At 59.1% G+C, this 21548-nt stretch carries 26 protein-coding genes (1 of these 26 only partly in view); 9 read left to right on the forward strand and 17 right to left on the reverse strand.

The features are described from left to right. The first annotated feature begins 24 nt into the window (after positions 1-24). The gene (locus ACVVH8_RS00500) at positions 25-675 is read left to right on the forward strand and encodes an HAD family hydrolase (RefSeq protein ID WP_103306466.1); all 651 of its coding nucleotides are present in this window, start codon (positions 25-27) and stop codon (positions 673-675) included. Between the two features lie 100 nt (positions 676-775). Here ACVVH8_RS00500 and ACVVH8_RS00505 read toward each other — a convergent pair whose 3' ends face one another. Then, on the reverse strand, positions 776-1867 hold the full coding sequence (locus ACVVH8_RS00505; protein ID WP_475227970.1) for an aminopeptidase: 1092 nt from the start codon (positions 1865-1867) through the stop codon (positions 776-778). A 58-nt stretch (positions 1868-1925) separates the two neighbouring features. Here ACVVH8_RS00505 and ACVVH8_RS00510 point away from each other — a divergent pair, with 58 nt between their 5' ends. After that, a complete protein-coding gene (locus ACVVH8_RS00510) occupies positions 1926-2348 on the forward strand; it encodes a PA0061/PA0062 family lipoprotein (RefSeq protein ID WP_103306468.1) in 423 nt (140 codons plus the stop codon). 40 nt (positions 2349-2388) lie between these two features. After that, positions 2389-2808: a PA0061/PA0062 family lipoprotein gene (locus ACVVH8_RS00515; protein WP_103306469.1), complete on the forward strand. Its 420-nt coding sequence runs from the start codon at positions 2389-2391 to the stop codon at positions 2806-2808. Between the two features lie 6 nt (positions 2809-2814). On the opposite strand, the gene ACVVH8_RS00520 is transcribed toward ACVVH8_RS00515, so the two are convergent. Continuing rightward, positions 2815-3054 carry a DUF1161 domain-containing protein gene (locus ACVVH8_RS00520; RefSeq protein WP_213027143.1) on the reverse strand — a complete coding sequence of 80 codons (240 nt, stop codon included), beginning with the start codon at positions 3052-3054 and terminating at the stop codon, positions 2815-2817. A gap of 267 nt (positions 3055-3321) precedes the next feature. Beyond that, positions 3322-3753, reverse strand: a complete 432-nt coding sequence (locus tag ACVVH8_RS00525) for an OsmC family protein (RefSeq protein WP_213027144.1) — start codon at positions 3751-3753, stop codon at positions 3322-3324. Positions 3754-3994: 241 nt separating this feature from the next. On the opposite strand from ACVVH8_RS00525, the gene ACVVH8_RS00530 reads away from it, so the two are divergent. Continuing rightward, positions 3995-4996: an LLM class flavin-dependent oxidoreductase gene (locus ACVVH8_RS00530; protein WP_027610203.1), complete on the forward strand. Its 1002-nt coding sequence runs from the start codon at positions 3995-3997 to the stop codon at positions 4994-4996. Positions 4997-5245: 249 nt separating this feature from the next. Here ACVVH8_RS00530 and ACVVH8_RS00535 read toward each other — a convergent pair whose 3' ends face one another. Continuing rightward, positions 5246-5467, reverse strand: coding sequence for a DUF1161 domain-containing protein (locus ACVVH8_RS00535; protein WP_103306472.1), 222 nt, complete (start codon positions 5465-5467; stop codon positions 5246-5248). Positions 5468-5595: 128 nt separating this feature from the next. Continuing rightward, positions 5596-5811, reverse strand: coding sequence for a dodecin (locus ACVVH8_RS00540; protein WP_003187305.1), 216 nt, complete (start codon positions 5809-5811; stop codon positions 5596-5598). 156 nt (positions 5812-5967) lie between these two features. Here ACVVH8_RS00540 and ACVVH8_RS00545 point away from each other — a divergent pair, with 156 nt between their 5' ends. Further along, the gene (locus ACVVH8_RS00545) at positions 5968-6294 is read left to right on the forward strand and encodes an ElaB/YgaM/YqjD family protein (RefSeq protein WP_007911686.1); all 327 of its coding nucleotides are present in this window, start codon (positions 5968-5970) and stop codon (positions 6292-6294) included. On the opposite strand, the gene ACVVH8_RS00550 is transcribed toward ACVVH8_RS00545, so the two are convergent. Continuing rightward, positions 6267-7184 (reverse strand): LysR family transcriptional regulator, encoded by a 918-nt coding sequence (locus tag ACVVH8_RS00550; RefSeq protein ID WP_475227973.1) that lies wholly within the window; start codon positions 7182-7184, stop codon positions 6267-6269. The two genes, ACVVH8_RS00545 and ACVVH8_RS00550, sit on opposite strands and share 28 nt — an antisense overlap. Positions 7185-7298: 114 nt before the next feature. On the opposite strand from ACVVH8_RS00550, the gene trpB reads away from it, so the two are divergent. The 3 genes from trpB to ACVVH8_RS00565 all read left to right on the forward strand — a co-directional run bounded on the left by trpB (position 7299) and on the right by ACVVH8_RS00565 (position 9921). After that, positions 7299-8531, forward strand: coding sequence for a tryptophan synthase subunit beta (gene trpB / locus ACVVH8_RS00555; RefSeq protein ID WP_475227975.1), 1233 nt, complete (start codon positions 7299-7301; stop codon positions 8529-8531). Next, complete coding sequence (gene trpA, locus ACVVH8_RS00560; RefSeq protein WP_103306475.1) at positions 8531-9343, forward strand: tryptophan synthase subunit alpha; 813 nt, start codon at positions 8531-8533, stop codon at positions 9341-9343. The genes trpB and trpA overlap by 1 nt, the downstream gene beginning before the upstream one ends. A gap of 122 nt (positions 9344-9465) precedes the next feature. Beyond that, positions 9466-9921, forward strand: coding sequence for an anti-virulence regulator CigR family protein (locus ACVVH8_RS00565; protein WP_315448794.1), 456 nt, complete (start codon positions 9466-9468; stop codon positions 9919-9921). A 186-nt stretch (positions 9922-10107) separates the two neighbouring features. Here the strand turns inward: ACVVH8_RS00565 and ACVVH8_RS00570 are convergent, their stop codons facing one another. The 11 genes from ACVVH8_RS00570 to ACVVH8_RS00620 form a co-directional block, all read right to left on the reverse strand. Beyond that, positions 10108-12069 (reverse strand): DUF7844 domain-containing protein, encoded by a 1962-nt coding sequence (locus tag ACVVH8_RS00570; RefSeq protein ID WP_475227977.1) that lies wholly within the window; start codon positions 12067-12069, stop codon positions 10108-10110. After that, complete coding sequence (locus ACVVH8_RS00575) at positions 12066-12386, reverse strand: DUF2388 domain-containing protein (protein WP_034152281.1); 321 nt, start codon at positions 12384-12386, stop codon at positions 12066-12068. The genes ACVVH8_RS00570 and ACVVH8_RS00575 overlap by 4 nt, the downstream gene beginning before the upstream one ends. 43 nt (positions 12387-12429) lie before the next feature. Continuing rightward, positions 12430-12738: a DUF2388 domain-containing protein gene (locus tag ACVVH8_RS00580; RefSeq protein WP_213027148.1), complete on the reverse strand. Its 309-nt coding sequence runs from the start codon at positions 12736-12738 to the stop codon at positions 12430-12432. A gap of 107 nt (positions 12739-12845) precedes the next feature. Continuing rightward, the gene (locus ACVVH8_RS00585; RefSeq protein ID WP_103306479.1) at positions 12846-13163 is read right to left on the reverse strand and encodes a DUF2388 domain-containing protein; all 318 of its coding nucleotides are present in this window, start codon (positions 13161-13163) and stop codon (positions 12846-12848) included. A 134-nt stretch (positions 13164-13297) separates the two neighbouring features. Continuing rightward, on the reverse strand, positions 13298-13507 hold the full coding sequence (locus tag ACVVH8_RS00590; RefSeq protein WP_475227980.1) for a DUF1127 domain-containing protein: 210 nt from the start codon (positions 13505-13507) through the stop codon (positions 13298-13300). 257 nt (positions 13508-13764) lie between these two features. Continuing rightward, the gene (locus tag ACVVH8_RS00595) at positions 13765-13980 is read right to left on the reverse strand and encodes a DUF1127 domain-containing protein (protein WP_103306481.1); all 216 of its coding nucleotides are present in this window, start codon (positions 13978-13980) and stop codon (positions 13765-13767) included. Between the two features lie 321 nt (positions 13981-14301). Next, the gene (locus ACVVH8_RS00600) at positions 14302-15795 is read right to left on the reverse strand and encodes an acetyl-CoA hydrolase/transferase family protein (RefSeq protein ID WP_475227982.1); all 1494 of its coding nucleotides are present in this window, start codon (positions 15793-15795) and stop codon (positions 14302-14304) included. 214 nt (positions 15796-16009) lie between these two features. Continuing rightward, positions 16010-17443, reverse strand: a complete 1434-nt coding sequence (locus ACVVH8_RS00605) for an NAD(P)(+) transhydrogenase (Re/Si-specific) subunit beta (protein ID WP_475227984.1) — start codon at positions 17441-17443, stop codon at positions 16010-16012. Further along, complete coding sequence (locus ACVVH8_RS00610; protein WP_003187417.1) at positions 17443-17763, reverse strand: NAD(P) transhydrogenase subunit alpha part 2; 321 nt, start codon at positions 17761-17763, stop codon at positions 17443-17445. Before ACVVH8_RS00610 ends, ACVVH8_RS00605 begins: the two co-directional genes overlap by 1 nt. Before the next feature lie 15 nt (positions 17764-17778). Then, positions 17779-18900, reverse strand: coding sequence for a Re/Si-specific NAD(P)(+) transhydrogenase subunit alpha (locus ACVVH8_RS00615; RefSeq protein ID WP_475227986.1), 1122 nt, complete (start codon positions 18898-18900; stop codon positions 17779-17781). 434 nt (positions 18901-19334) lie between these two features. After that, positions 19335-20234, reverse strand: coding sequence for a LysR family transcriptional regulator (locus ACVVH8_RS00620; protein WP_475227989.1), 900 nt, complete (start codon positions 20232-20234; stop codon positions 19335-19337). Between the two features lie 158 nt (positions 20235-20392). Between ACVVH8_RS00620 and ACVVH8_RS00625 the strand changes: the two genes are divergently transcribed. Then, positions 20393-21548, forward strand: the 5' portion of a protein-coding gene (locus ACVVH8_RS00625; RefSeq protein ID WP_007953903.1) for an acyl-CoA dehydrogenase. The gene runs 26 nt beyond the window's last position; 1156 of the gene's 1182 nt are visible here — the first part of the coding sequence; its start codon is at positions 20393-20395; its stop codon lies off the right edge, out of view.

A 21548-nucleotide genomic window follows, 5' to 3' on the forward strand; every position in this document is an offset into this window, starting at 1 on the left:
ACTTACACCTGCTCAGGATTTCTCATGCATTACCAGACCGTACTGTTCGACCTCGATGGCACCCTGACCGACCCGCGTGAGGGCATCACCCGTTCCATCCAGTTCGCCCTCGGCAAACTTGGCATCGACGAGCCGGACCTGACCAGACTCGAACACTTTATCGGCCCGCCGCTGTTACAGGCGTTCATGCAGTTTTACGGCTTTGACGAGGCCAAAGCCTGGGAAGCCGTGAATTTCTATCGTGAGCGCTTCAAGGTCACGGGGCTGTACGAGAACCGCGTGTTCGAAGGCGTCACGCCGTTGCTTGAAACGTTGAGCGGGCAAGGGCGGCAGCTGTATATCGCGACGTCAAAACCTTGGATATTCGCCCGCGAGATTGCCCGGCACTTCGACTTTGCCAAACACTTCAAGGTGATCTACGGCAGTGAACTGGATGGCACGCGGACCAACAAGGTTGAATTGATCGCGCATCTGGTGAAGGAGGAAGGGCTGGATCCTGCCAATACCTTGATGATCGGCGATCGCAAGCATGACCTGATCGGGGCGCGCAGCAATGGGCTCGACGCGGCGGCGGTGGGTTACGGATTTGGCAGTTTTGAAGAGTTGAACGCCGAGGCGCCGGCTTATCACTTCGAGACATTGGCCGAGTTACATCAGGCGTTTTTGCAGCGCTGATCAGTACGCCATCGCTGGCAAGCCAACTCCCACAGGTGAGCGGTGTACTCCGGTTCACGGCTGTCCCTGTGGGAGCTGGCTTGCCAGCGATGAGGTCAATTCAGCCACTAAGGGGCCGAGAGTCTGCCAAATCTTTTAACGCCGACTTGCGCGCATCCGCGGATAATTTCCCCAGTCTCTCCACCTCGGCATAAAACCGCAGCCAATCTCCGCCAACCTGCCCGAACAATGCCGCAAACGCCGGCACCCACTGGTCATACAGCCCGAATGGCAACAACCGTGCATTGTTCAGCGGCGCATTCACCCAGGCGTCATAACGCTTGTCCCCGGCCCACTGAGTGTCACGCATCAGCCGATAATCCCGGCGAAACTGCTCGAACTCCGCCGCTTTGCGTTCGCGCATCTGCTCAATGGGCAGCGGCTGGGCGTAGAGTTTTTCCAGTCGTGAACGTGTTTCCAGCACCAACTCGATGAATTGATCGCGCTGCTTGAGCTTTGAATCGTTATCTGCCGGCAATCCGCGAAACGCCCGCCACTGCCGTGTACCTTCCTGCTCGACAAACGTGGCAAAGGATTCGTTGAACTCGGTGTCGTCCTTCACATAAAAACGCTGATGGGCCAGCTCATGAAAGATCAGTGTGGCCAGACGCTCATCGCCCCAGCCCATCATTGAATTGAGAATCGGGTCGTTGAACCAGCCCAGCGTCGAATAGGCCTCGACGCCGCCAATCGACACGTCCATGCCCTGCAACCGCTGAATCGCCGCTTCACCCCGCGCCGCGCTCTGGCTGTAGTAGCCGCGATAAGCCACGCACCCGGCAATCGGGAAGCAATGGTTTTGCGGGCTCAGGGAAAACTCCGCAGTGGCGAACACATTCCACACCACAAATGGCCGGCCGATGTCGGCGTACAGGCGATAGCTCTGGTTGTCCGGCAGGTGCAGCTGTTCGCTGGCAAACGCGCGGGCCTTTTGCGACTGAGCCAGGTGCGTACGCAATTTTGCATCGCGGCTCGGATCGGCAATCACCTTGGTCACTGGTTCGCGCGCCCGCAGCAGTTGCAACTGACCGCTGGCCAACTGGCTGTAATAGCTGACGCTGGAACAACCGTTGAGCAACAAAAGCATCACACCCGGAAACAAAATCCGAAAAACGCGATCAAGTAACCCATGGCTTGGAAGCGGCCTGATCAAAATAAGAAACCTCTGGAAAGTCTGCCCGCAAGACTATCCCGCCCATTGGAGCTTCGCTATGCGCATGTTGATACTGACAGGAAGCCTGCTGACGCTGGCCGGTTGTGCCGGATTCGGAATGCCCGATCCAGACCCTTCGCAAGCCTGGATCGATCTCAATGCCCGGCAACAGGACACGGCGCTGCAAGCGCTGCAAGTCGACAGCAAGACTGCCGTCGATAAACGCTACTTCGAGGTGCAGCCCGGCAGTCATGAACTGAAGGTGCGTTACCAGTTCCCCGTGGAGGCCACCAACATCGGTCCGGACGCCGAACCCCTCTGGCGCGATTGCCAGTTGAGTGTGAAATTCAAAGATTTCAACGCCGGTCAGCGTTATCAGTTGCAGGCCGGCAGTATCGGTTTCCGCCCTTGGGCCAAGCTCTATGACGAGCAGCGCAACGTCGTGGGTCAGGGCATTCCGGCGGGCTGTCAGAAAACCTGATCGGCGTTATGCTGGATGTCCATTTCAAGGGACATTGATCATGCGCAGGTTGACGTTGTTGCTTGCTGCAAGTGTGCTGGCCGGCTGCCAGACACCGGTGCCGGCGGCTGACCCCGGCAAGGCCTGGGTCGACTTTGCCATGCCCTCGCCTGGCGGCAAGGTGCTGATGGCCGAACGGCTGGACAATGTGCGCCTGCAGGATGGCCGGTTTTTCCAGGTTGCGCCGGGCAGCCACGAGTTGACGGTGCGCTTTGATTTCGAGATTTTCGGTGGTGGCCAGGGGATGGACACCGATCCGCAGGAGCGGCTGTGTTACATGACTGTTCGTTACGACCATTTCGAGGCCGGTCAGCGTTACCGGCTCGAAGCGCGGTCGCTGGCCTTTACGCCAAGCGCCCGGCTGATCAATCGGCAAGGTCAGATCGTTGCCGAGGAACGGCAGATCAACTGCGTGCCCTGAGCAATATCAGTCGCTGTTCTTTTGATAGACGATTGCTTTACTGCCGTTCTCGCAAGAACCGACAACCATGGCGATGTCATGTTTCGCGGCTTCTTCCTTGGTGACGATTTCCAGTGTGTAGGACGGCACGGCTTTAGCCTGGATCTTGATTTCGATCTCTTTCCTGAGTTCTTCGCAGTCTTTAGGGGCTGCAATTACCGAAGTGGCCAGTGCACTGCAGAGGATCGCCAAGCCAATACGTTTCATCAATGTAGCTCCTTGAGGCAGCGCGCACGGGCGTGCGCTGAAGCTGCGGTCATGTATTCGACCACACTTTCAGAAAGCGAGTTCTGACTTCGCTCACAAGTTGTGCTGCGGTGTTAACGAAATATCAGGTGCTCTGAAATCCCGGTGGGAGTCTGGCTTGCCAGCGATGACGTCGGCACCTCAACCATTGAGGTCGCCGGGCACACCGCAATCGCTGGCAAGCCAGCTCCAACAGGGCTTACGTTGCTGCTACTGGACCGCGTCGAATCAACTGATCAACGAAGCCTCAAGGGTGATCTTCGCATTCAGCACCTTGGACACCGGGCATCCTTCCTTCGCCTTGTTGCTTAACTCTTCAAACTGAGCCTGCGTAGCCCCCGGGATTTTTGCCTTGAGGATCAGCTTCACCGCAGTGATCGCGAAGCCCCCGTCCACCTGGTCGAGGGTGACTTCAGCGTTGGTGTCGATGCTGTCGGCCGTCAGGCCTGCATCGCCGAGAATCATCGAGAACGCCATGGAAAAACAACCGGCGTGCGCTGCACCGATCAGTTCTTCCGGGTTGGTGCCCTTGCCGCCTTCGAAACGGGCTTTGAAGCCGTAGGGTGCTTCTCTGAGGATACCGGTCTCGGTGGAAATCGAGCCGATGCCGCTTTTCAGATCACCTTCCCAATGTGCGGATGCTTTCTTCACGATAGCCATGTCTGCCTCCTCAAAATCTGGCGCGGACCGCCGCGCCGACGTGGTTTTAGCTTGCAAGGCTTCTGAGGATAGACGCCGGGACAAAGTTCAGCTCATCTGAATCGTTGACTTTTTTAGTAGGAAATTTCATCACTGCTATTGAAACTCGGGTATATGCCCTCATTGCACAAAACACGCATATGGATTCGGCAGGTTTTCGTTCGCAAGAAAAGCCTGCCTCCTCACTCGGAGACGCAGGTTTATGAAGCAACTGTCCGACGTAAAGTTTTCTACCCTTGATCTGGTGCCCGTGCGCGAGAACGGCAGCCCGGCGCAGTCGCTGCGCAACTCGCTGGATCTGGCGCAGCATGTCGAGAAGCTTGGTTACACGCGGTTCTGGGTGGCTGAACACCACAACATGGACGGCATCGCCAGCTCCGCGACCTCGGTGCTGCTGGGTTATCTGGCTGGTGGCACCTCGACCATTCGCGTCGGCTCGGGTGGCGTGATGCTGCCCAACCACGCGCCGCTGGTGATCGCCGAGCAGTTCGGTACTCTCGAAAGCCTTTATCCAGGCCGTATCGACCTCGGCTTGGGCCGCGCGCCGGGCTCCGATCAGATGACCGCCCGCGCCCTGCGCCGCGAACGTTCCGGCAGTGCCGATGATTTCCCCGAAGATGTCGCCGAACTTGCGCGGTTCCTCGGCCCGCGCACGCCGGATCAACGCGTTATCGCGATGCCGGGCACGGGTACCAATGTGCCGATCTGGCTGCTCGGTTCCAGTTTGTTCAGTGCGCAACTGGCCGGCGAACGTGGCTTGCCCTACGCCTTCGCCTCGCATTTCGCACCGCGTTTCATGCACGAGGCGATTCGGGTCTATCGCAACCACTTCAAGCCGTCGGCGGTGCTCGACAAGCCGTATGTGATGCTCGGGGTGCCTTTGGTGGCGGCTGATACCGATGAGCAAGCCGATTACCTGGCGACCTCGGTGTACCAGCGCATTCTCGCGCTGATGCGTGGGCAGAGTCTGGTGCAACGTCCGCCGGTGAAAACCATGGACGGCTTGTGGCTGCCCCATGAACGGGAGGCGGTGGGTGATTTTCTCGGTCTGGCGATGGTTGGCAGCCCGCAGAAGATCCGCGCGAAGCTGGAGGTGCTGGTCGAGCAGACGCAGGCGGATGAGCTGATATTTACCTGTGATCTGTATGAGCATGCTGATCGCCTGCATTCCTATGAATTGCTGGCGCAGGTCATGAAAGGCTGAAAGAGCCCCTCACCCTAACCCTCTCCCGGAGGGAGAGGGGACTTACCAAAGTGTTCTTGCGCTCGACATCGACCTGAAATATCGAGTCGAACTCAGGATCTGAACAACTCCGATCGGCTCCCTTTCCCCTCTACCCCTTGGGGCAGAGGACTGGGGTGAGGGGGTTCGATTTCAAACCCACCGAACATCCCAAATCCCGGACACAAAAAAGCCGACGCCTTCGCGTCGGCTTTTGCATTTCAGTCGCGATCAACCGCGCTTGTAGACGATTTCCTTGGTGCCGCCTTCACAGGTGCCGACGACTTTGCCGCCATTGGCGCCTTTGTCGACGATCTCCAGCGAATACCCGGAAACGCCCTTGGCATCCAGCTTCGCCGCAATCTCGCTTTTCAGCTCTTCACAAGGCTTGCCGGCAGCAAATGCACCACCCGCAAGGCTCAACAAACCTACTGCCAACATGAACTTCTTCATCGGTCGCACTCCCTGGTCGGATTAAAAGAGGCGGGCATCGGGTCATCCACCCGATGCGCTCACCCTGTAGCGCTTTGCCATTCCTATGGCACTCGGCCAGCGCGCAAGTTCAGAAGCGTAGACCAAACTCAGCTACTGGCAATCCGGAACCCGACTTTCAGGGTGACCTGAAAGTGCGCCGCTTTACCGTCCTTGATGTGGCCGCGGGTCTCGGTCACTTCAAACCATTCCAGGTGCTTGATGCTCTTGTTGGCTTCGGCCAACGCATTGTTGATGGCGTCTTCGATGCTGGTGGCAGACGAACCGACCAGTTCGACTTTCTTGTACGTGTGATGGTCACTCATGGCGTTCTCCTTGATGGGTGGAATTGAGACTAGCAGTGAATTGCTCTGTTGATTTCGGCGGTCTTGCGCAGACGAAGTTCAGATTTTCTGCACTTTCTCAAACCGCTGAAGTCCCAACCAACACACGCCACTCATCACCAATGCAGGAGAGCCACCATGGCCAACACCTCTTTACGTAAAGCCTCATTGCAAAGCATGGAAGCGGAGATCGAGAGTCTGCTCAAGTCGTTGGAAAGCCTGAAGGACGACGCTTCGGACGAGTCGCGCAAGACCCTCAAGGCGCTGAAAAGCAATGCCGAGAGTGCGCTGAAACATTCGCGCCACCTGCTCAGCGATGCCTATGAAGAAGTCAAAGTGAAAACCCGCGAGACCGGGATCGCCACTCGCGATTACGCTCAGGAACATCCTTGGACCACCGCCGGTGTTGCAGTGGGCGCAATCGGTCTGCTCGCGGCTTACTTGCTGTTCAAGCGCGGCGAGTGATCCGGCTGGCGCAGCTCATTCTTGAGCCATTGCGCCAGTTGCCGGGCGCGCCCGTCAGCGGCGCGCTTGGGTAGCCACAACGCCAGTTGCGCCGGGGTTTCACAGAAGCCCCACGGCGCAACCAGGCGACCGGCCTTCAAATCTTCAGTCACCAACGGCTCCGGCGCGATGGCTACGCCAAGACCGGCCACAGCTGCTTCCAGCAAATAATACAAATGCTCGAAACCTTGTCCCGACTTCAACGCTTTCGCGTCGAGGTGGTTTTGCTGTGCCCAGCTTGGCCAGGCTTGTGGGCGCGAGGTGGTGTGCAGCAACGGCTCATTGAGCAGCGCCGAGGCGGGTGCACTTTTCAGGCGTTGATAGCCGCTGAACAGCGGACTCATGACCGGGCCGATGCGTTCTGCGGCCAACTCATAAACCTGCATGTCCGCGGGCCATGGCGGCTCGGCGAACAGCAGCAAGGCATCCAGCCCCGGGCGCCTGGGGTCGAGATCACCTTCCCCGGCCGACAGATGCAAGCGCAAGTCCGGAAGCTCGGCATTCAGCCGTCCCAGGCGCGGAATAAACCAGCGTGCCAGCAAGCTTCCAGAGCAACCGAGCACGAAGGGCGCATCGGTTGTGTCTTTAGTCAATTCCGCGCAAACGCTGCGTAACCGATCAAACGCCTCACCACTGGCATCGCGCAACCGTACACCCGCATCTGTGAGTTTCAGGCCGCGGCCATCCTTGACGAACAGACTGACGCCAAGGTGTTCTTCCAATACCTTGAGCTGCCGACTGACCGCACCATGGGTGACGTGCAGCTGTTCGGCGGCCTGACTGACGCTGTTGAGCCGGGCAGTGGCTTCGAAGGCGCGCAAGGCGTTCAGCGGGGGAAGGTCGTGGCTCATGGTATCTGTGAGTTTTCCTGACAGGTTGCAGCGATCTTATCGGTTTTCAGCATAGAAGGTCAGGGGTAGAGTGGTCGTCATTGTCTTCTGACCCGAATTCACCTGGAGCAACCCATGACCCAGACTTCGAACACCTCCGATCTGCGTAACGGCCCGGACGATAACGGCCTGTTCGGCTCGTTCGGTGGCCGCTACGTTGCTGAAACCCTGATGCCGTTGATCCTCGATCTGGCCCGCGAATACGAAACGGCCAAGGATGATCCGGCCTTCAAAGAAGAATTGGCCTACTTCCAGCGCGACTACGTCGGACGTCCGAGTCCGCTGTACTTCGCCGAGCGTCTGACCGAGTTCTGCGGCGGCGCCAAGATCTACCTCAAGCGCGAAGAGCTCAATCACACCGGCGCGCACAAGATCAACAACTGCATCGGCCAGATCCTGCTGGCGCGGCGCATGGGCAAGAAACGCATCATCGCCGAGACCGGCGCCGGCATGCACGGCGTGGCAACGGCCACCGTAGCCGCACGTTTCGGTCTGGACTGCGTGATCTACATGGGCACTACCGACATCGAACGCCAACAGGCCAACGTGTTCCGCATGAAACTGCTGGGTGCCGAAGTGATTCCGGTGGTCGCCGGTACCGGCACGCTGAAAGACGCGATGAACGAAGCCTTGCGTGACTGGGTGACCAACGTCGACAGCACGTTCTATCTGATCGGCACCGTGGCCGGCCCACACCCGTATCCAGCCATGGTGCGCGACTTCCAGGCCGTGATCGGCAAGGAAACCCGTGACCAGTTGCAAGCACAGGAAGGTCGTCTGCCGGATAGCCTGGTGGCGTGCATCGGTGGCGGCTCCAACGCCATGGGCCTGTTCCATCCGTTCCTCGACGACAAGGGCGTCGAGATCATCGGTGTTGAGGCGGCCGGCTACGGCATCGAAACCGGCAAGCACGCCGCCAGCCTCAATGGCGGCGTTCCGGGTGTGTTGCACGGCAACCGCACTTTCCTGTTGCAGGACGACGACGGCCAGATCATCGACGCTCACTCGATCTCCGCCGGCCTCGACTATCCGGGGATCGGCCCGGAACACGCCTGGTTGCACGACATCGGCCGCGTCCAGTACACCTCGGTGACCGACGACGAAGCCCTCGAGGCGTTCCACAAGTGCTGCCGTCTGGAAGGGATCATTCCTGCACTGGAAAGCGCCCACGCCTTGGCCGAAGTGTTCAAACGCGCACCGAAGCTGCCGAAGGATCACCTGATGGTGGTCAACCTTTCCGGCCGTGGCGACAAAGACATGCAGACCGTGATGCACCACATGGAACAGTCGAAGCAGGAGAAACACTGATGAGCCGCCTGCAAACCCGTTTTGCCGAACTCAAGCAACAGAACCGCGCCGCACTGGTGACCTTTGTCACGGCTGGCGATCCGGATTACGACACCTCGCTGGCGATCCTCAAAGGCTTGCCCAAGGCCGGCGCTGACGTAATCGAGCTGGGCATGCCGTTCACCGATCCGATGGCCGATGGCCCGGCGATTCAACTGGCGAACATTCGTGCGTTGGGCGCCAAGCAGAATCTGCTGAAAACCCTGCAAATGGTTCGCGAGTTCCGTGAGGGCAACAGTGATACGCCGCTGGTGCTGATGGGCTACTTCAACCCGATTCACAAGTTTGGCGTCGAGCGCTTCATTGCTGAGGCCAAAGAGGCAGGCGTCGACGGTCTGATCGTGGTCGACATGCCGCCTGAGCACAACGCCGAGCTGTGCGATCCGGCGCAGGCCGCTGGTCTGGACTTCATCCGCCTGACCACGCCGACCACCGACGACGCACGTCTGCCGAAAGTGCTCAACGGCAGTTCCGGTTTTGTTTACTACGTTTCGGTGGCCGGTGTGACTGGCGCCGGTGCGGCAACGCTGGAACACGTCGAAGAAGCGGTCACCCGTCTGCGCCGCCATACCGACCTGCCAATCAGCATCGGTTTCGGCATCCGTACCCCGGAACAAGCGGCCGCTATCGCGCGCTTGGCTGACGGTGTTGTCGTGGGTTCGGCGTTGATCGATCACATCGCCAACGCGACCACGCCGGATCAGGCTATCGACGGTGTACTGAGCCTTTGCTCGGCCCTGTCCGAAGGCGTGCGTAAGGCCCGCGTCAGCTAAAGGTAAAGTTCCTGATACAGAGGAATTAGCGCCTCACGGCACAGACTAATTGAGCAAGACCGAGGGATTCAGAACCACGTTCTGAATCCCTTTTTGCTGTTTGTGCCGTGAGGAAAAACCCGATGAAAATGCCGAAACGTCTGATTGCCGGACTGGGCGTGCTGATGATCAGCGCGACACCGCTGCTGGCCAGCGCCGATCAGCGCGATGATCATGACCACGGCGGCCCGCAGCAGGGCCATTACGATAATCGCGGTGACAATCGCGGTAATGACCACCGTGGTCCGCAGAACGACCACCGAGGCGGCCCGCCTCCACGCGACTTCGGCCCCGTGCGTCAGACCATTCGCGACAATCACGGCTACTTCGTGCGCGGTGCGCCACCACCGCCGGGGATTCATCTGGAGCGTGGCCGGCCGTTGCCTCACGGTTATTACGGCGAGCGTCTGGATGGTCGGGCGTTGGGACGTTTGCCGGTGTATCCAGGCTACGAGTGGCGCCGAGCTGGGGGCGACATCGTGCTGATCGCGGTGGGTACCGGGATCGTCTATGAAATTCTCGATGGGGTTTTGAATTGATCGTCTGATCTAACTGGCGGTCCATCAACTGTGGTGAGGGGATTTATCCCCGATGGGCTGCGAAGCAGCCCCGAATCCGGCAAACACAGATGACCAGGCATACCGTGTTCGTTGGGATTGCGACTGCTGCGCAGCCGGTCGGGGATAAATCCCCTCACCACAAAGGTGTGGGGGTTAACTTCAGGATCAGGGCAGTTCCAGTCCGCCAGAGGCTCTGTGCAATTTGCGCAAGTGCGCGCCAATCTGCTTCACATTTTCCTCGCTGGCTGCAATCTCAGCGGCTCGTTTTGGCTCCAGCAATTTACGCACCTCTGCGTCCAGATCACCGGACAGCGCCAGCAGCTTTTTTTGACGCTGGCTGCTTTCCGCTTCCAGTCGGCTGAACTCGCTCGGCTGCGGCAACCCGTAGCCCTTGGAGTCCAGCAGTTCTGCCGGACGGCTGAGGAAGCCGCTGTTGGCGAGGATTTCTTGCAGGGTCGCATTGGCCTTGTCCATTCCGCCGTTTTCCAGCTCGCGCGCGCCGAGGTAACGCTGTTTGACCTCGTCCTGCGCCAGCAGCAACTGGCGACGATAGCTCGCCTGCTCCAGCAGCAGCAACGCGGCGCTGGTGCGCAGATCAGCGCGCTCGAACCATTCACGGCGCTCTTCAGCGGTCAGCGAAAGCCATTCCTCAACGGTGTTCTGTTTGATGGGTAATTGCTTCTTCAATACATCGAACATCGCCTGATAGCGATCACGGAACGAATCGAAGCGGTAACCCAGACGCAGCGCCTCTTTCGGGTCATCCAGCACGCTGGTATCGGCCAGACCTCGGCCCTTGAGCACTTCGAGCAAACCGTTGGGCATGATGCTGTCCAGACCGGTGAGCTGCGCGTTATTGCTACCGCTACGCAATAGTTTCAAGCCTTCTACCGCGCAGTTGTTGGACAGGAAGAAGTAGTTGCCGTCGTAGCTCCAGTGCATTTCGGCGGCGTGTTCAACCACGCCCTCGATCTCGCTGCGCGACAGATTCAACGGCACCGAGGCGAGGCTGCGCAGTTCGGTCTTGGTGTACTCGTCGATCACTTGCGCCAGTGGCAGGACGAACAATCGCGACGGGTACTTGCCCACCAGTCCGTCCCAGCTGGAGAGCTGCACATCGCCAACGAAGGCGCGATACGACAGCACCAGATGCTGATCCAGGTCGAGCCGGCAATCCGGGCCACGCGGCCGTCCCGGCGCGCAGATCACCAGACGCAGCATGCTGTGGCCCCAACGGCTGACCCAATTCTGATTGGCTTCGGCCAGCAGGTAATCGACGGCGTAGACACGTTCTGGATCGACTTGTCCCAAGGGTTGCTTGGCGAAATCGTTGCCGGCATTGAGGAATGCGAAGGTCTTGGCGCAGGTGTCTTTGGCCGGCGGTGCCCAACCGAAGTGATCCTTGTAATAGCTGTACAAGGCCGGGCGGCGACAGGCGTAACTCGGGTCGAGGAGGAAATACTCCATGTTGACCGCGACGAATTCCTTGGGGCTGGAGATTTCGTACAGATCCGGGCTGCGGGCGATTTGCCGGTTGTGCTGCTCACGCTCGCCGCGGCGGCCGACGTATTGCTGCCAACCGGCCAGGTCGAGCAGACGCGGATCATCGCTGAGGGTAAAGCGCCGGCCGTTCTGGCCACGGCACTCATTCGGAATACCGATCAGCCCGGCGCTGTTGAAGCGCCGGGTGCAGCGCTGGATCAACGTCCGTTCGGCACTCGGCCACAGGCGCGCACGATCATAAATGTGGGTGATTTCATGCAGCACCGTGGCGAGCATTTCCTGGCGCACAGTGCCGTGGGGGCGATTGGTTTTTTCTTTGGCTGCACTGCCGTCGGTGAGGCTGGCGAGCAGTTTGCGGTTCAGATCGAGTTCAGAGACAAGCGTCGCCTGGCCATAGGCATTGGCGGGCATGTCGTCGGTCCAGCCAACGTCGATGCGCCGATCCAGCCGCTCGATGAAGCCTGGCGGCAATTTCTGCATGGCTTCATCGATCAGCGCCTGGCTGGCCTGTTGTTGGGCGGGCGTAAGACCCTCGGTCTTGAGCCGCAATTGCAGGCCGGCGTGGGCGCTGTTGCCAAGCAGCAACAACGCCCCGGCCAGCAGCCAGGCGCCGAGTGACTTCACAGTGCGAGGATGGCTTCGGCGAGCACCTGATCACTGGCGTCGCGTGCTTCCGGCACGCGAGTGCGCAAGGTGTTGAGCGCGGCTTCCAGGTGCGCGCCACGGATATCACCGTTGCTGGCGACGAAACTGGCAGCGTCGTCGTGGGCTTCGCGGATGATTTTCGAGTCGCGGATCGACGTAGTCGTGTCGGATGTGAAATCGATAGTGCGCTGGGAGGCACGGACGATGATGTTACTGGTGGCTACCAGGGTGTGCGCCTGGGCCACGTCGGCCAACAAAAACAGGCCAAGGGCGGCAGCAATCAGCGGGCTACGCATGGAACGACTCCGGAGGGACAAGGTTGATCAGGGACTGGGTTAGCTATTGGACGAGAATTGCCTGTGCCAGTTCAAGGTCGCTGACATGAAGTTTCGGCCGGGTTTTGCGCAAGTAATGCAGTGCGGATTCCAGTCGAGCGCCTCGCAGTTCTCCATCACTGGCAACAAACATCGCCGCATCATCGTGAGCGGCGAGCAGCAGTTTACGGTCGAACGGCGCGGAAGACACCATGCCGGTCGCCCAAACGCTCACCACGGTGTTTTGCGTGGAGACATCAAAGGCATTGGCCGACGTCATCCAGCCAGCAGTTAACAGTACGGAAGGGATAAGCAGATTTTGAAGAAAACGCATAAGACTCGTTAACGGTTAGCGAGTCCCAAGGCTAGCGCAACGCCCGGGCCAGAGCCAGCGCCGAAACATCGGGACACGCCCGGCGTGTCCCGCAGTGCTGCGATCGTTCAGATCGTCAGGATGGCCTGAGCCAGTTGGGCGTCAGTGGCTTGCAACTGTGGCGCCTGATGGCGGATGTGATCCAGCGCGCTTTCCAGTTTCACCCCACGGATTTCGCCTTCGCTGGCGACGAAGCTGGCAGCGTCGTCACGGGCGGCAAGAACGATCTTGTCGTCGCGAAAGGACGAAGTGACATCGGAAGTGGCGTCGGACGAGGACTTCAGGGCGCCGACAACGGCGTCGGTGGTGACGATGAAGCTGGAGGCGCTGGCGTTGGCAGCTACGGCCAGCAGGGCGGCAGCGCTGAGCAGACGAAGACGGGACATGATGTAACTCCTGTGGATAAACCGTTTTGAGAGGTGGCTCGGTATCTGAGGAGTCAGACGCCAGTTGCGCATCATTCGCCACGTTCTGCGTGGATATTAGGCCCGTGGACGCGGTTCGCACAGGGGGCAGAATGCTAGCGCCAGAACGGTTTCTCCATTTCATTCAGCCGATCGGCATGGCTGAGGCCGAGGTCGGCCAGATCCCGACCGCTGAATTGGGCCAGCAGACGCCTTGTTCTGGCGCGCTCCAGGCCTTGCCAGAGGCCGCGTAGCAGGCGTCGCAGAGCGTTGGGACGGTGAGTGGCCTGGAGTGGAATTACTGAAACATCCTGTAAGTCATTCATGACGTATTCCTTTAGCCAGAGAAGGCGGAAGATCATGTTGAACCTGGAACAGACTGTCGGGCAGATACACCGACGTTAAATTGTAATGGTTCAGATGTTGGTTTTATAAAACTGTACCTGTCCGGGGCGCACACACCTGTACGGGTGGTTCCCCAGCCCCAAAACGACAAAACCCGTCGTGGTTTCCCACGACGGGTTTTGTTTGTTCAATTCGGGTTGCTGGCGGTGGGTCTAACGACCAGAGCCAGCGACGCTACTTAGCGCCAGAACGGCTTGCTCAGCTCTTCGTAGCGTTGTGCTTCGCTGATACCGGCGTCAGCCAGCAGACGCGAATCCAGACGAGCCAGTTGGTGGCGGCTGGAGATGCGGCGCTGCCACAACATCAGGTTGGCGATAACGCGCAAAGGCAGGGAAGCCTGGGATTTTACAGCTTTGTCTTCGAAAAACAGCTCGGAACTGAGTGTACGTTCCATGGTTGACATCCTTCCGCTTGTGGCGGGATCAGGTAGTGGTTTGACTGGTGCCCATGATCCTCTCGTTTGGCCAGTCTCTCTAGATACAGTTCAACTGTATTGTGAGTGACCAGTTAACTGTTTATAGGGGGTGTACGGGTCAAAATTGAGCAAACTGTACCTGTCTGCACTTAAGTGGTGCGTTTTTGCTCGATTCGATGAATAAGGTAGGTATTTACTGTAGGAAAAGACCGGTACAGCAGTACAGTTTTTGACAGCGCGCGCGGATTGCAACATCCCGCTGACGAAACTGTGTTTGCGCCAGCGGAATATCTGTGCGAGTTACACCTTCAGCATCCGCCCGGTTTCTTCCAGGTTGATGTGCCAGCTCAAGGCTTCACGCAGGATGTGCGGGGTGTGACCACCGATTGCACAGGCTGCTGTGAAGTAATCGTTCAGCGCCTGGCGGAAGTCCGGGTGCACACAGTTGTCGATAATCACCCGGGCGCGTTCGCGTGGCGCCAGACCGCGCAGATCGGCCAGCCCCACTTCGGTCACCAGAATGTCGACGTCATGCTCGGTGTGGTCAACGTGGCTGACCATCGGCACCACGCTGGAAATCGCGCCGCCCTTGGCGATCGATTTGGTCACGAACACCGCCAGGTGCGCGTTACGGGCGAAGTCGCCGGAACCACCGATACCGTTCATCATCCGCGTGCCGCAGACGTGGGTAGAGTTGACGTTGCCGTAGATGTCGAACTCCAACGCCGTGTTGATGCCGATGATGCCCAGCCGGCGCACCACTTCCGGGTGGTTAGAGATTTCCTGCGGACGCAGGACCAGTTTGTCCTTGTACCTCTCCAGGTTGCCGAATACGTCGCTGTTACGGCGCTCCGACAGTGTGATCGAGCTGCCCGAAGCAAAGCTCAGCTTGCCCGCATCGATCAGGTCGAAGGTCGAGTCCTGCAGCACTTCGGAGTACATGGTCAGGTCTTCGAATGGCGAATCAATCAGGCCGCACATCACCGCGTTGGCGATGTTGCCGATGCCTGCCTGCAACGGGCCGAGCTTGTTGGTCATGCGCCCGGCGTCGACTTCCTGCTTGAAGAAGGTGATCAGATGTTCGGCGATGGCGTTGGTGTCGACATCCGGCGTCGATACAGTGGACGGCGAATCCGTCTGCTGAGTGATAACAATGGCGACAATCTTCTCCGGCGGAATCGGAATCGCGGTGCTACCGATACGGTCGTCGACTTTTACCAGTGGGATCGGCGTGCGCGTCGGACGATACGTCGGGATATAGATGTCGTGCAGGCCTTCGAGGTTGGCGTTGTGCGCCAGGTTGATCTCGACGATCACCTGTTTGGCGAAAATCGCGAAGCTCGCCGAGTTGCCCACCGAAGTGGTCGGTACGATGTGACCCTGTTCGGTAATAGCCACGGCTTCGATGACGGCAATGTCCGGCAACTTCAGTTGCTGGTTGCGCAGTTGCTCGACGGTTTCCGACAGGTGCTGGTCGATGAACATCACTTCGCCGGCGTTGATCGCCTTGCGCAAGGTGCTGTCGACCTGAAACGGCATGCGCCGCGACAGCACGCCGGCCTCGGTCAGTTGCTTGTCGAGATCGTTGCCCAGGCTGGCGCCGGTCATCAGGCTGATCTTCAGCGGCGTGACCTTGGCTCGCTCGGCCAGTGCGTGAGGGACAGCCTTGGCTTCGCCGGCGCGGGTGAAACCGCTCATGCCGACGGTCATGCCGTCTTCAATCAGAGCGGCGGCGTCGGCGGCGCTCATCACTTTATCCAACAACGAAGGCAGGCGAATACGGTCACGGTACATGGATTATTTTCTCGGGAAGCGAGTAGCAGGATGCGCAGTCTAGTGAATTTGACGGGCGCCTGTCCCGCTACCAAGGTCGCAAACGAGGCGTCTATTTAGCGGGTTTGAAGTAAAACACCGTTACCGGATCTGCAACAACGCGGCAAATTGTCCGACGCTATGCGCAAACGAAAACGCCCCGACAAGTCGGGGCGTTCGGTACAGCGACGATGGATTACTCGACCGCTTTGACCATGTCTTCAATGACTTTTTTCGCGTCGCCGAACACCATCATGGTCTTGTCCAGGTAGAACAGTTCGTTGTCCAGACCGGCATAGCCGCTGGCCATCGAGCGCTTGTTGACGATGATGGTCTTGGCCTTGAACGCTTCGAGAATCGGCATGCCGGCAATCGGCGATTTCGGATCGTTCTTGGCGGCCGGGTTGACCACGTCGTTGGCGCCGAGCACCAGCACCACGTCGGCCTGGCCGAACTCGGAGTTGATGTCTTCCATCTCGAACACCTGGTCGTAAGGCACTTCGGCCTCGGCGAGCAATACGTTCATATGCCCTGGCATCCGACCGGCCACCGGGTGGATCGCGTACTTCACGGTCACGCCACGGTGGGTCAGCTTTTCGGTCAGCTCCTTCAAGGCATGCTGTGCGCGGGCCACCGCCAGACCGTAGCCCGGGACAATGATCACGGTGTCGGCGTTGGTCAGCAGGAAGGTTGCGTCGTCAGCCGAACCGGATTTCACCGGACGCGCTTCTTTCGCACCGGCCGGGCCAGCATCCGCCGCATTGCCGAAGCCGCCGAGCAGTACATTAAAGAAGGAACGGTTCATCGCCTTGCACATGATGTACGAGAGGATCGCACCGCTCGAACCCACCAGCGAGCCGGCAATGATCAGCATCGAGTTGTTCAGCGAGAAGCCGATACCCGCCGCCGCCCAGCCTGAATAGCTGTTGAGCATCGACACCACCACCGGCATGTCGGCACCGCCGATCGGGATGATGATCAGCACGCCCATTACGAACGCCAGCGCCAGCATCAGCGCGAACGCGGTGAGGTTGCCAGTGAACATGAAGGTCAGGCCGAGTGCCAGCGTTGCCAGGCCGAGCACTGCATTCAACTTGTGCTGACCGGCAAACTGTACTGGTGCGCCCTGGAACAGGCGGAACTTGTACTTGCCCGACAGCTTGCCGAACGCAATCACCGAACCGGAGAAGGTGATTGCACCGATCGCGGCACCGAGGAACAGCTCCAATCGGTTGCCCGCAGGGATCGAATCGCCCAGTTGTTTGACGATGCCCAGCGATTGCGGCTCGACTACCGCAGCAATGGCAATGAACACCGCAGCCAGACCAATCATGCTGTGCATGAAGGCAACCAGTTCCGGCATCTTGGTCATTTCAACGCGCTTGGCCATGATCGAACCGGCGGTGCCGCCGATCAGCAGGCCGACGATCACATAACCGATACCCGCAGTCGCCAGCTCAGCACCCAACTTATAGATGAGGCCGACGGTGGTGAGGATGGCCAATGCCATGCCGAGCATGCCGAACAGGTTGCCGCGCCGAGAAGTGGTCGGGTGCGACAGGCCTTTGAGGGCCTGGATGAAGCAGATCGACGCAATCAGGTAGAGCGTCGTGACGAGATTCATGCTCATTACTTCGGCGCCTCTTCTTTTACTTTCGGGGCTTTCTTCTTGAACATCTCAAGCATGCGGCGGGTGACCAGGAAGCCACCGAACACGTTGACCGCAGCCAGCGCCACGGCGAGGGTGCCCATGGTTTTGCCCAGCGGTGTAACGGTCAGCGCTGCAGCGAGCATGGCGCCGACGATCACGATTGCCGAGATGGCGTTGGTCACTGCCATCAATGGCGTGTGCAGCGCGGGCGTAACGTTCCAGACCACGTGGTAACCGACATAAATCGCCAGCACGAAGATGATCAGGTTGTAGATACCGGGGGAGATAAGCTCTTCCATCGTCTGAATCCCTGCTTAGGCGTTTTTGCGGATGACTTGGCCGTCGCGGCACATCAGGCACGCGGCGACGATGTCGTCTTCGAGGTTGACGTCGAACTGGCCTTCTTTGGTGAACACCAGCTTGAGGAAGTCCAGCAGGTTGCGGGCGTACAGCGCCGAGGCGTCTGCAGCGACTTCACCGGCCAGGTTGGTCGGGCCGCAAATGGTCACGCCGTTTTCGACGACGACCTGATCGGCCACGGTCAGCGGGCAGTTGCCGCCCTGAGCCGCCGCGAGGTCAATGACCACCGAGCCCGGTTTCATCTGCGCCACGGTTTCCGCGCTCAACAGCGTCGGCGCCTTGCGACCCGGAATCAAAGCGGTGGTGATGACGATGTCAGCCTGTTTGGCGCGTTCGTGCACGGCCTGGGCCTGACGCTGCATCCAGCTCGCTGGCATCGGACGCGCGTAACCGCCGACACCGACCGCGCATTCACGCTCTTCATCAGTCTCGTAAGGCACGTCGACAAACTTGGCACCGAGGGATTCGATCTGCTCCTTCACGGCCGGGCGGACGTCAGACGCTTCAATGACCGCACCCAGACGTTTCGCCGTGGCAATCGCCTGCAACCCGGCCACGCCCGCGCCAAGAATCAGCACGCGCGCCGCTTTCACGGTGCCCGCAGCCGTCATGAGCATTGGCATGAAGCGCGGATAGTGGTGCGCGGCCAGCAACACAGCCTTATAGCCGGCAATGTTCGCCTGCGACGACAACACATCGAGACTCTGCGCGCGGGAGGTGCGCGGCGCCGCTTCGAGGGCGAACGCGGTGATCCCGCACTCGGCCATTTTGGCGATGGTTTCGTTGTTGAACGGGTTGAGCATCCCCACAAGCACCGCGCCGCGCTTGATCAGCGTCAGTTCGGCGTCGCTGGGGGCGACCACTTTGAGAATCAGCTCGGCACCGAACGCGTCATTGGCACTGCCAATGGTTGCGCCCGCTGCTTCATAGGCACTGTCGACAACACTGGCTTTAACGCCGGCGCCGGTTTGCACAGTGACCTTATGACCTTGGCTGATCAGCTTTTTAATGGTTTCCGGGGTTGCTGCAACCCGTGTTTCACCGGTCTGGGTTTCGAGAGGAACACCAATGTGCACGTCAAATCTCCTGCGTGATCTTATTGAGTAAACCCAGGCACTGCGGATGGTGCGACTGGGGCGGCCGATCAGCACGATCCCGCCAAATCAGGGCGGGGCGCGGCATTTTGCAGGCGAACTTTATGCCCTTCAAGGGATTATGACGGGTGACGGAAAATTAACTACAAGTCATCCCGTGACCGAATGTCGCAGATGGCCAGCTGAATCCCTTGCAGGCCGTGCCTTGTAAGGATTCTGGCTGAATTTGAAAAATTTTCTCATCGGCGGCGTGAATAGGCCGTAATGAGTCGTGCATGGAGGCTCAAAGCCACGTCCGCAGGCGCTTGTGGGACGTCTGTTCGACTTTCGGATACAGTCTGCGATTTTGCGACAAATACTTATATCTGTAGGGCTTTGGTTTTCCTGACTACCGGGTTAGTAATCGTTGAAAGCCTCTATCCTTCTAGGCTGTAGCTGTTTGCCTGATTTACCAACCAATCGCGAAAAGCCTTGAGCGACGCCGATTCGACTTTCCGCTCCGGAATCATCAGGTAATACGCCTTGATACTGGAGAGCGTATTCGGGTTGGCGATCACCAGGCGTTTCTCAGTCAGTTCGCGTTGAATCAGGAACGGTGGAATCAGCGCGATCCCCATGTCGTGCATGGCCGCCTGGGCCAGCATCGAGAATAGCTCGTAGCGTGGGCCTGTCATGTCGCGGGGGATGTTCAGGTGCTGAGAGTTGAACCATTGGCGCCAGGCGTAGGGGCGGGTGGTCTGTTGCAGTAGCGGCAACTCGGCAATCTCGTCGGGTGTCAGATGCGTCCTGCTGCCGAGTAGGGCGGGGCTGCACACTGGCATCGGATTTTCGCCCATCAGCCTGTGAGATTCGGTACCCGACCAATCGGCATCGCCGAAGTAGATCGCTGCGTCGAATTCGGTATCGGCAAACAGAAAGGGGCGGGTGCGGTTGGTCAGGTTGACCGTGACTTCCGGATGCTTGAGTTGAAAATCCTTGAGACGCGGCAGCAGCCATTGGGTGCCGAAGGTCGGCACCACCGCCAGTTCGATCACATTGGTGCCTTGCTGGCCCATCACTGAGAGGGTGTCGCGTTCGACTGCATCAAGTTGCGTGGCGACGCGGCGGCTGTAGGAAAGTCCTGCTTCGGTCAGCTTCACGCCTCGCCGCGAGCGTCGGAACAGCTCCACGCTCAGGAAGTCCTCCAGGCTGGCGATCTGTCGGCAAATGGCGCCTTGGGTGAGGGAAAGTTCTTCGGCGGCCTTGGTAAAGCTCTCGTGGCGAGCGGCAGCTTCGAAACTGATCAGGGCGGTGGTGCTGGGAATCTTCCTGCGCATGTACGTCAACCTCACTAATGCGCCGCGTAAAAGGCATCTCGCGACGTTTCGGAGTGAGAAATTAGCACAACAGAATGCGAAAACCTCGTTTGCCGCGACGGCGAACCGCGCCTAGGATCAATGCCACGTTAATTCACCCGATTTGCGAGGACACACTCATGGGCGGTAAAGCTAGCTTCAACTGGATCGATCCCCTGCTGCTGGATCAACAGCTCACCGAAGAAGAGCGCATGATCCGCGACACCGCCGAGCAGTTCGCTCAACAGAGCCTCGCGCCGCGTGTTCTCGAAGCTTTCCGCCATGAGAAAACTGACCCGGCGATCTTCCGCGAAATGGGCGAAGTCGGCCTGTTGGGCGCTACCATCCCGGAACAGTACGGTGGCAGCGGCCTCAACTATGTCAGCTACGGTCTGATCGCTCGTGAAGTCGAGCGCGTCGACTCCGGCTACCGCTCGATGATGAGCGTGCAGTCTTCGCTGGTGATGGTGCCGATCAATGAGTTCGGCACCGAAGCGCAGAAACAGAAATACCTGCCGAAACTGGCTTCCGGCGAATGGATCGGCTGCTTCGGTCTGACCGAGCCTAACCACGGTTCCGATCCAGGCGCGATGATTACTCGTGCGCGCAAAGTCGACGGCGGCTACAGCCTGACCGGCGCGAAGATGTGGATCACCAACAGTCCGATCGCCGATGTATTCGTGGTCTGGGCCAAAGACGATGCCGGCGATATCCGTGGCTTCGTGCTGGAGAAAGGCTGGAAAGGCCTGAGTGCTCCGGCGATTCACGGCAAGGTCGGCCTGCGTGCATCGATCACCGGTGAAATCGTCATGGACAACGTGTTTGTGCCGGAAGAGAACATCTTCCCGGACGTGCGCGGTCTGAAAGGCCCGTTCACCTGCCTCAACTCCGCACGCTACGGTATCTCTTGGGGCGCACTGGGCGCCGCCGAGTTCTGCTGGCACACCGCTCGCCAATACACCCTGGATCGTCAGCAGTTCGGTCGCCCATTGGCCGCTACTCAGCTGATCCAGAAGAAGCTGGCCGACATGCAGACCGAGATCACTCTGGCCCTGCAAGGCTGCCTGCGTCTGGGTCGTATGAAGGATGAAGGCACCGCTGCGGTAGAAATCACTTCGATCATGAAGCGCAACTCGTGCGGCAAGTCGCTGGATATTGCTCGTATGGCCCGCGACATGCTGGGCGGCAATGGTATCTCCGATGAATTCGGCGTGGCCCGTCATCTGGTCAACCTGGAAGTGGTGAATACCTATGAAGGTACTCATGACGTTCACGCGCTGATCCTCGGGCGTGCGC

The organism is Pseudomonas trutticola BRTCR10 (assembly GCF_056155105.1).

Coding starts and splice junctions, on each gene's coding strand:
- ACVVH8_RS00500 (WP_103306466.1), top strand. CDS start 25: ATGCATTACCAGACCGTACTGTTCGACCTCGATGGCACCCTGACCGAC.
- ACVVH8_RS00510 (WP_103306468.1), top strand. CDS start 1,926: ATGCGCATGTTGATACTGACAGGAAGCCTGCTGACGCTGGCCGGTTGT.
- ACVVH8_RS00515 (WP_103306469.1), top strand. CDS start 2,389: ATGCGCAGGTTGACGTTGTTGCTTGCTGCAAGTGTGCTGGCCGGCTGC.
- ACVVH8_RS00520 (WP_213027143.1), bottom strand. CDS start 3,054: ATGAAACGTATTGGCTTGGCGATCCTCTGCAGTGCACTGGCCACTTCG.
- ACVVH8_RS00525 (WP_213027144.1), bottom strand. CDS start 3,753: ATGGCTATCGTGAAGAAAGCATCCGCACATTGGGAAGGTGATCTGAAA.
- ACVVH8_RS00530 (WP_027610203.1), top strand. CDS start 3,995: ATGAAGCAACTGTCCGACGTAAAGTTTTCTACCCTTGATCTGGTGCCC.
- ACVVH8_RS00535 (WP_103306472.1), bottom strand. CDS start 5,467: ATGAAGAAGTTCATGTTGGCAGTAGGTTTGTTGAGCCTTGCGGGTGGT.
- ACVVH8_RS00540 (WP_003187305.1), bottom strand. CDS start 5,811: ATGAGTGACCATCACACGTACAAGAAAGTCGAACTGGTCGGTTCGTCT.
- ACVVH8_RS00545 (WP_007911686.1), top strand. CDS start 5,968: ATGGCCAACACCTCTTTACGTAAAGCCTCATTGCAAAGCATGGAAGCG.
- ACVVH8_RS00550 (WP_475227973.1), bottom strand. CDS start 7,184: ATGAGCCACGACCTTCCCCCGCTGAACGCCTTGCGCGCCTTCGAAGCC.
- trpB (WP_475227975.1), top strand. CDS start 7,299: ATGACCCAGACTTCGAACACCTCCGATCTGCGTAACGGCCCGGACGAT.
- trpA (WP_103306475.1), top strand. CDS start 8,531: ATGAGCCGCCTGCAAACCCGTTTTGCCGAACTCAAGCAACAGAACCGC.
- ACVVH8_RS00565 (WP_315448794.1), top strand. CDS start 9,466: ATGAAAATGCCGAAACGTCTGATTGCCGGACTGGGCGTGCTGATGATC.
- ACVVH8_RS00575 (WP_034152281.1), bottom strand. CDS start 12,386: ATGCGTAGCCCGCTGATTGCTGCCGCCCTTGGCCTGTTTTTGTTGGCC.
- ACVVH8_RS00580 (WP_213027148.1), bottom strand. CDS start 12,738: ATGCGTTTTCTTCAAAATCTGCTTATCCCTTCCGTACTGTTAACTGCT.
- ACVVH8_RS00585 (WP_103306479.1), bottom strand. CDS start 13,163: ATGTCCCGTCTTCGTCTGCTCAGCGCTGCCGCCCTGCTGGCCGTAGCT.
- ACVVH8_RS00590 (WP_475227980.1), bottom strand. CDS start 13,507: ATGAATGACTTACAGGATGTTTCAGTAATTCCACTCCAGGCCACTCAC.
- ACVVH8_RS00595 (WP_103306481.1), bottom strand. CDS start 13,980: ATGGAACGTACACTCAGTTCCGAGCTGTTTTTCGAAGACAAAGCTGTA.
- ACVVH8_RS00600 (WP_475227982.1), bottom strand. CDS start 15,795: ATGTACCGTGACCGTATTCGCCTGCCTTCGTTGTTGGATAAAGTGATG.
- ACVVH8_RS00605 (WP_475227984.1), bottom strand. CDS start 17,443: ATGAGCATGAATCTCGTCACGACGCTCTACCTGATTGCGTCGATCTGC.
- ACVVH8_RS00610 (WP_003187417.1), bottom strand. CDS start 17,763: ATGGAAGAGCTTATCTCCCCCGGTATCTACAACCTGATCATCTTCGTG.
- ACVVH8_RS00620 (WP_475227989.1), bottom strand. CDS start 20,234: ATGCGCAGGAAGATTCCCAGCACCACCGCCCTGATCAGTTTCGAAGCT.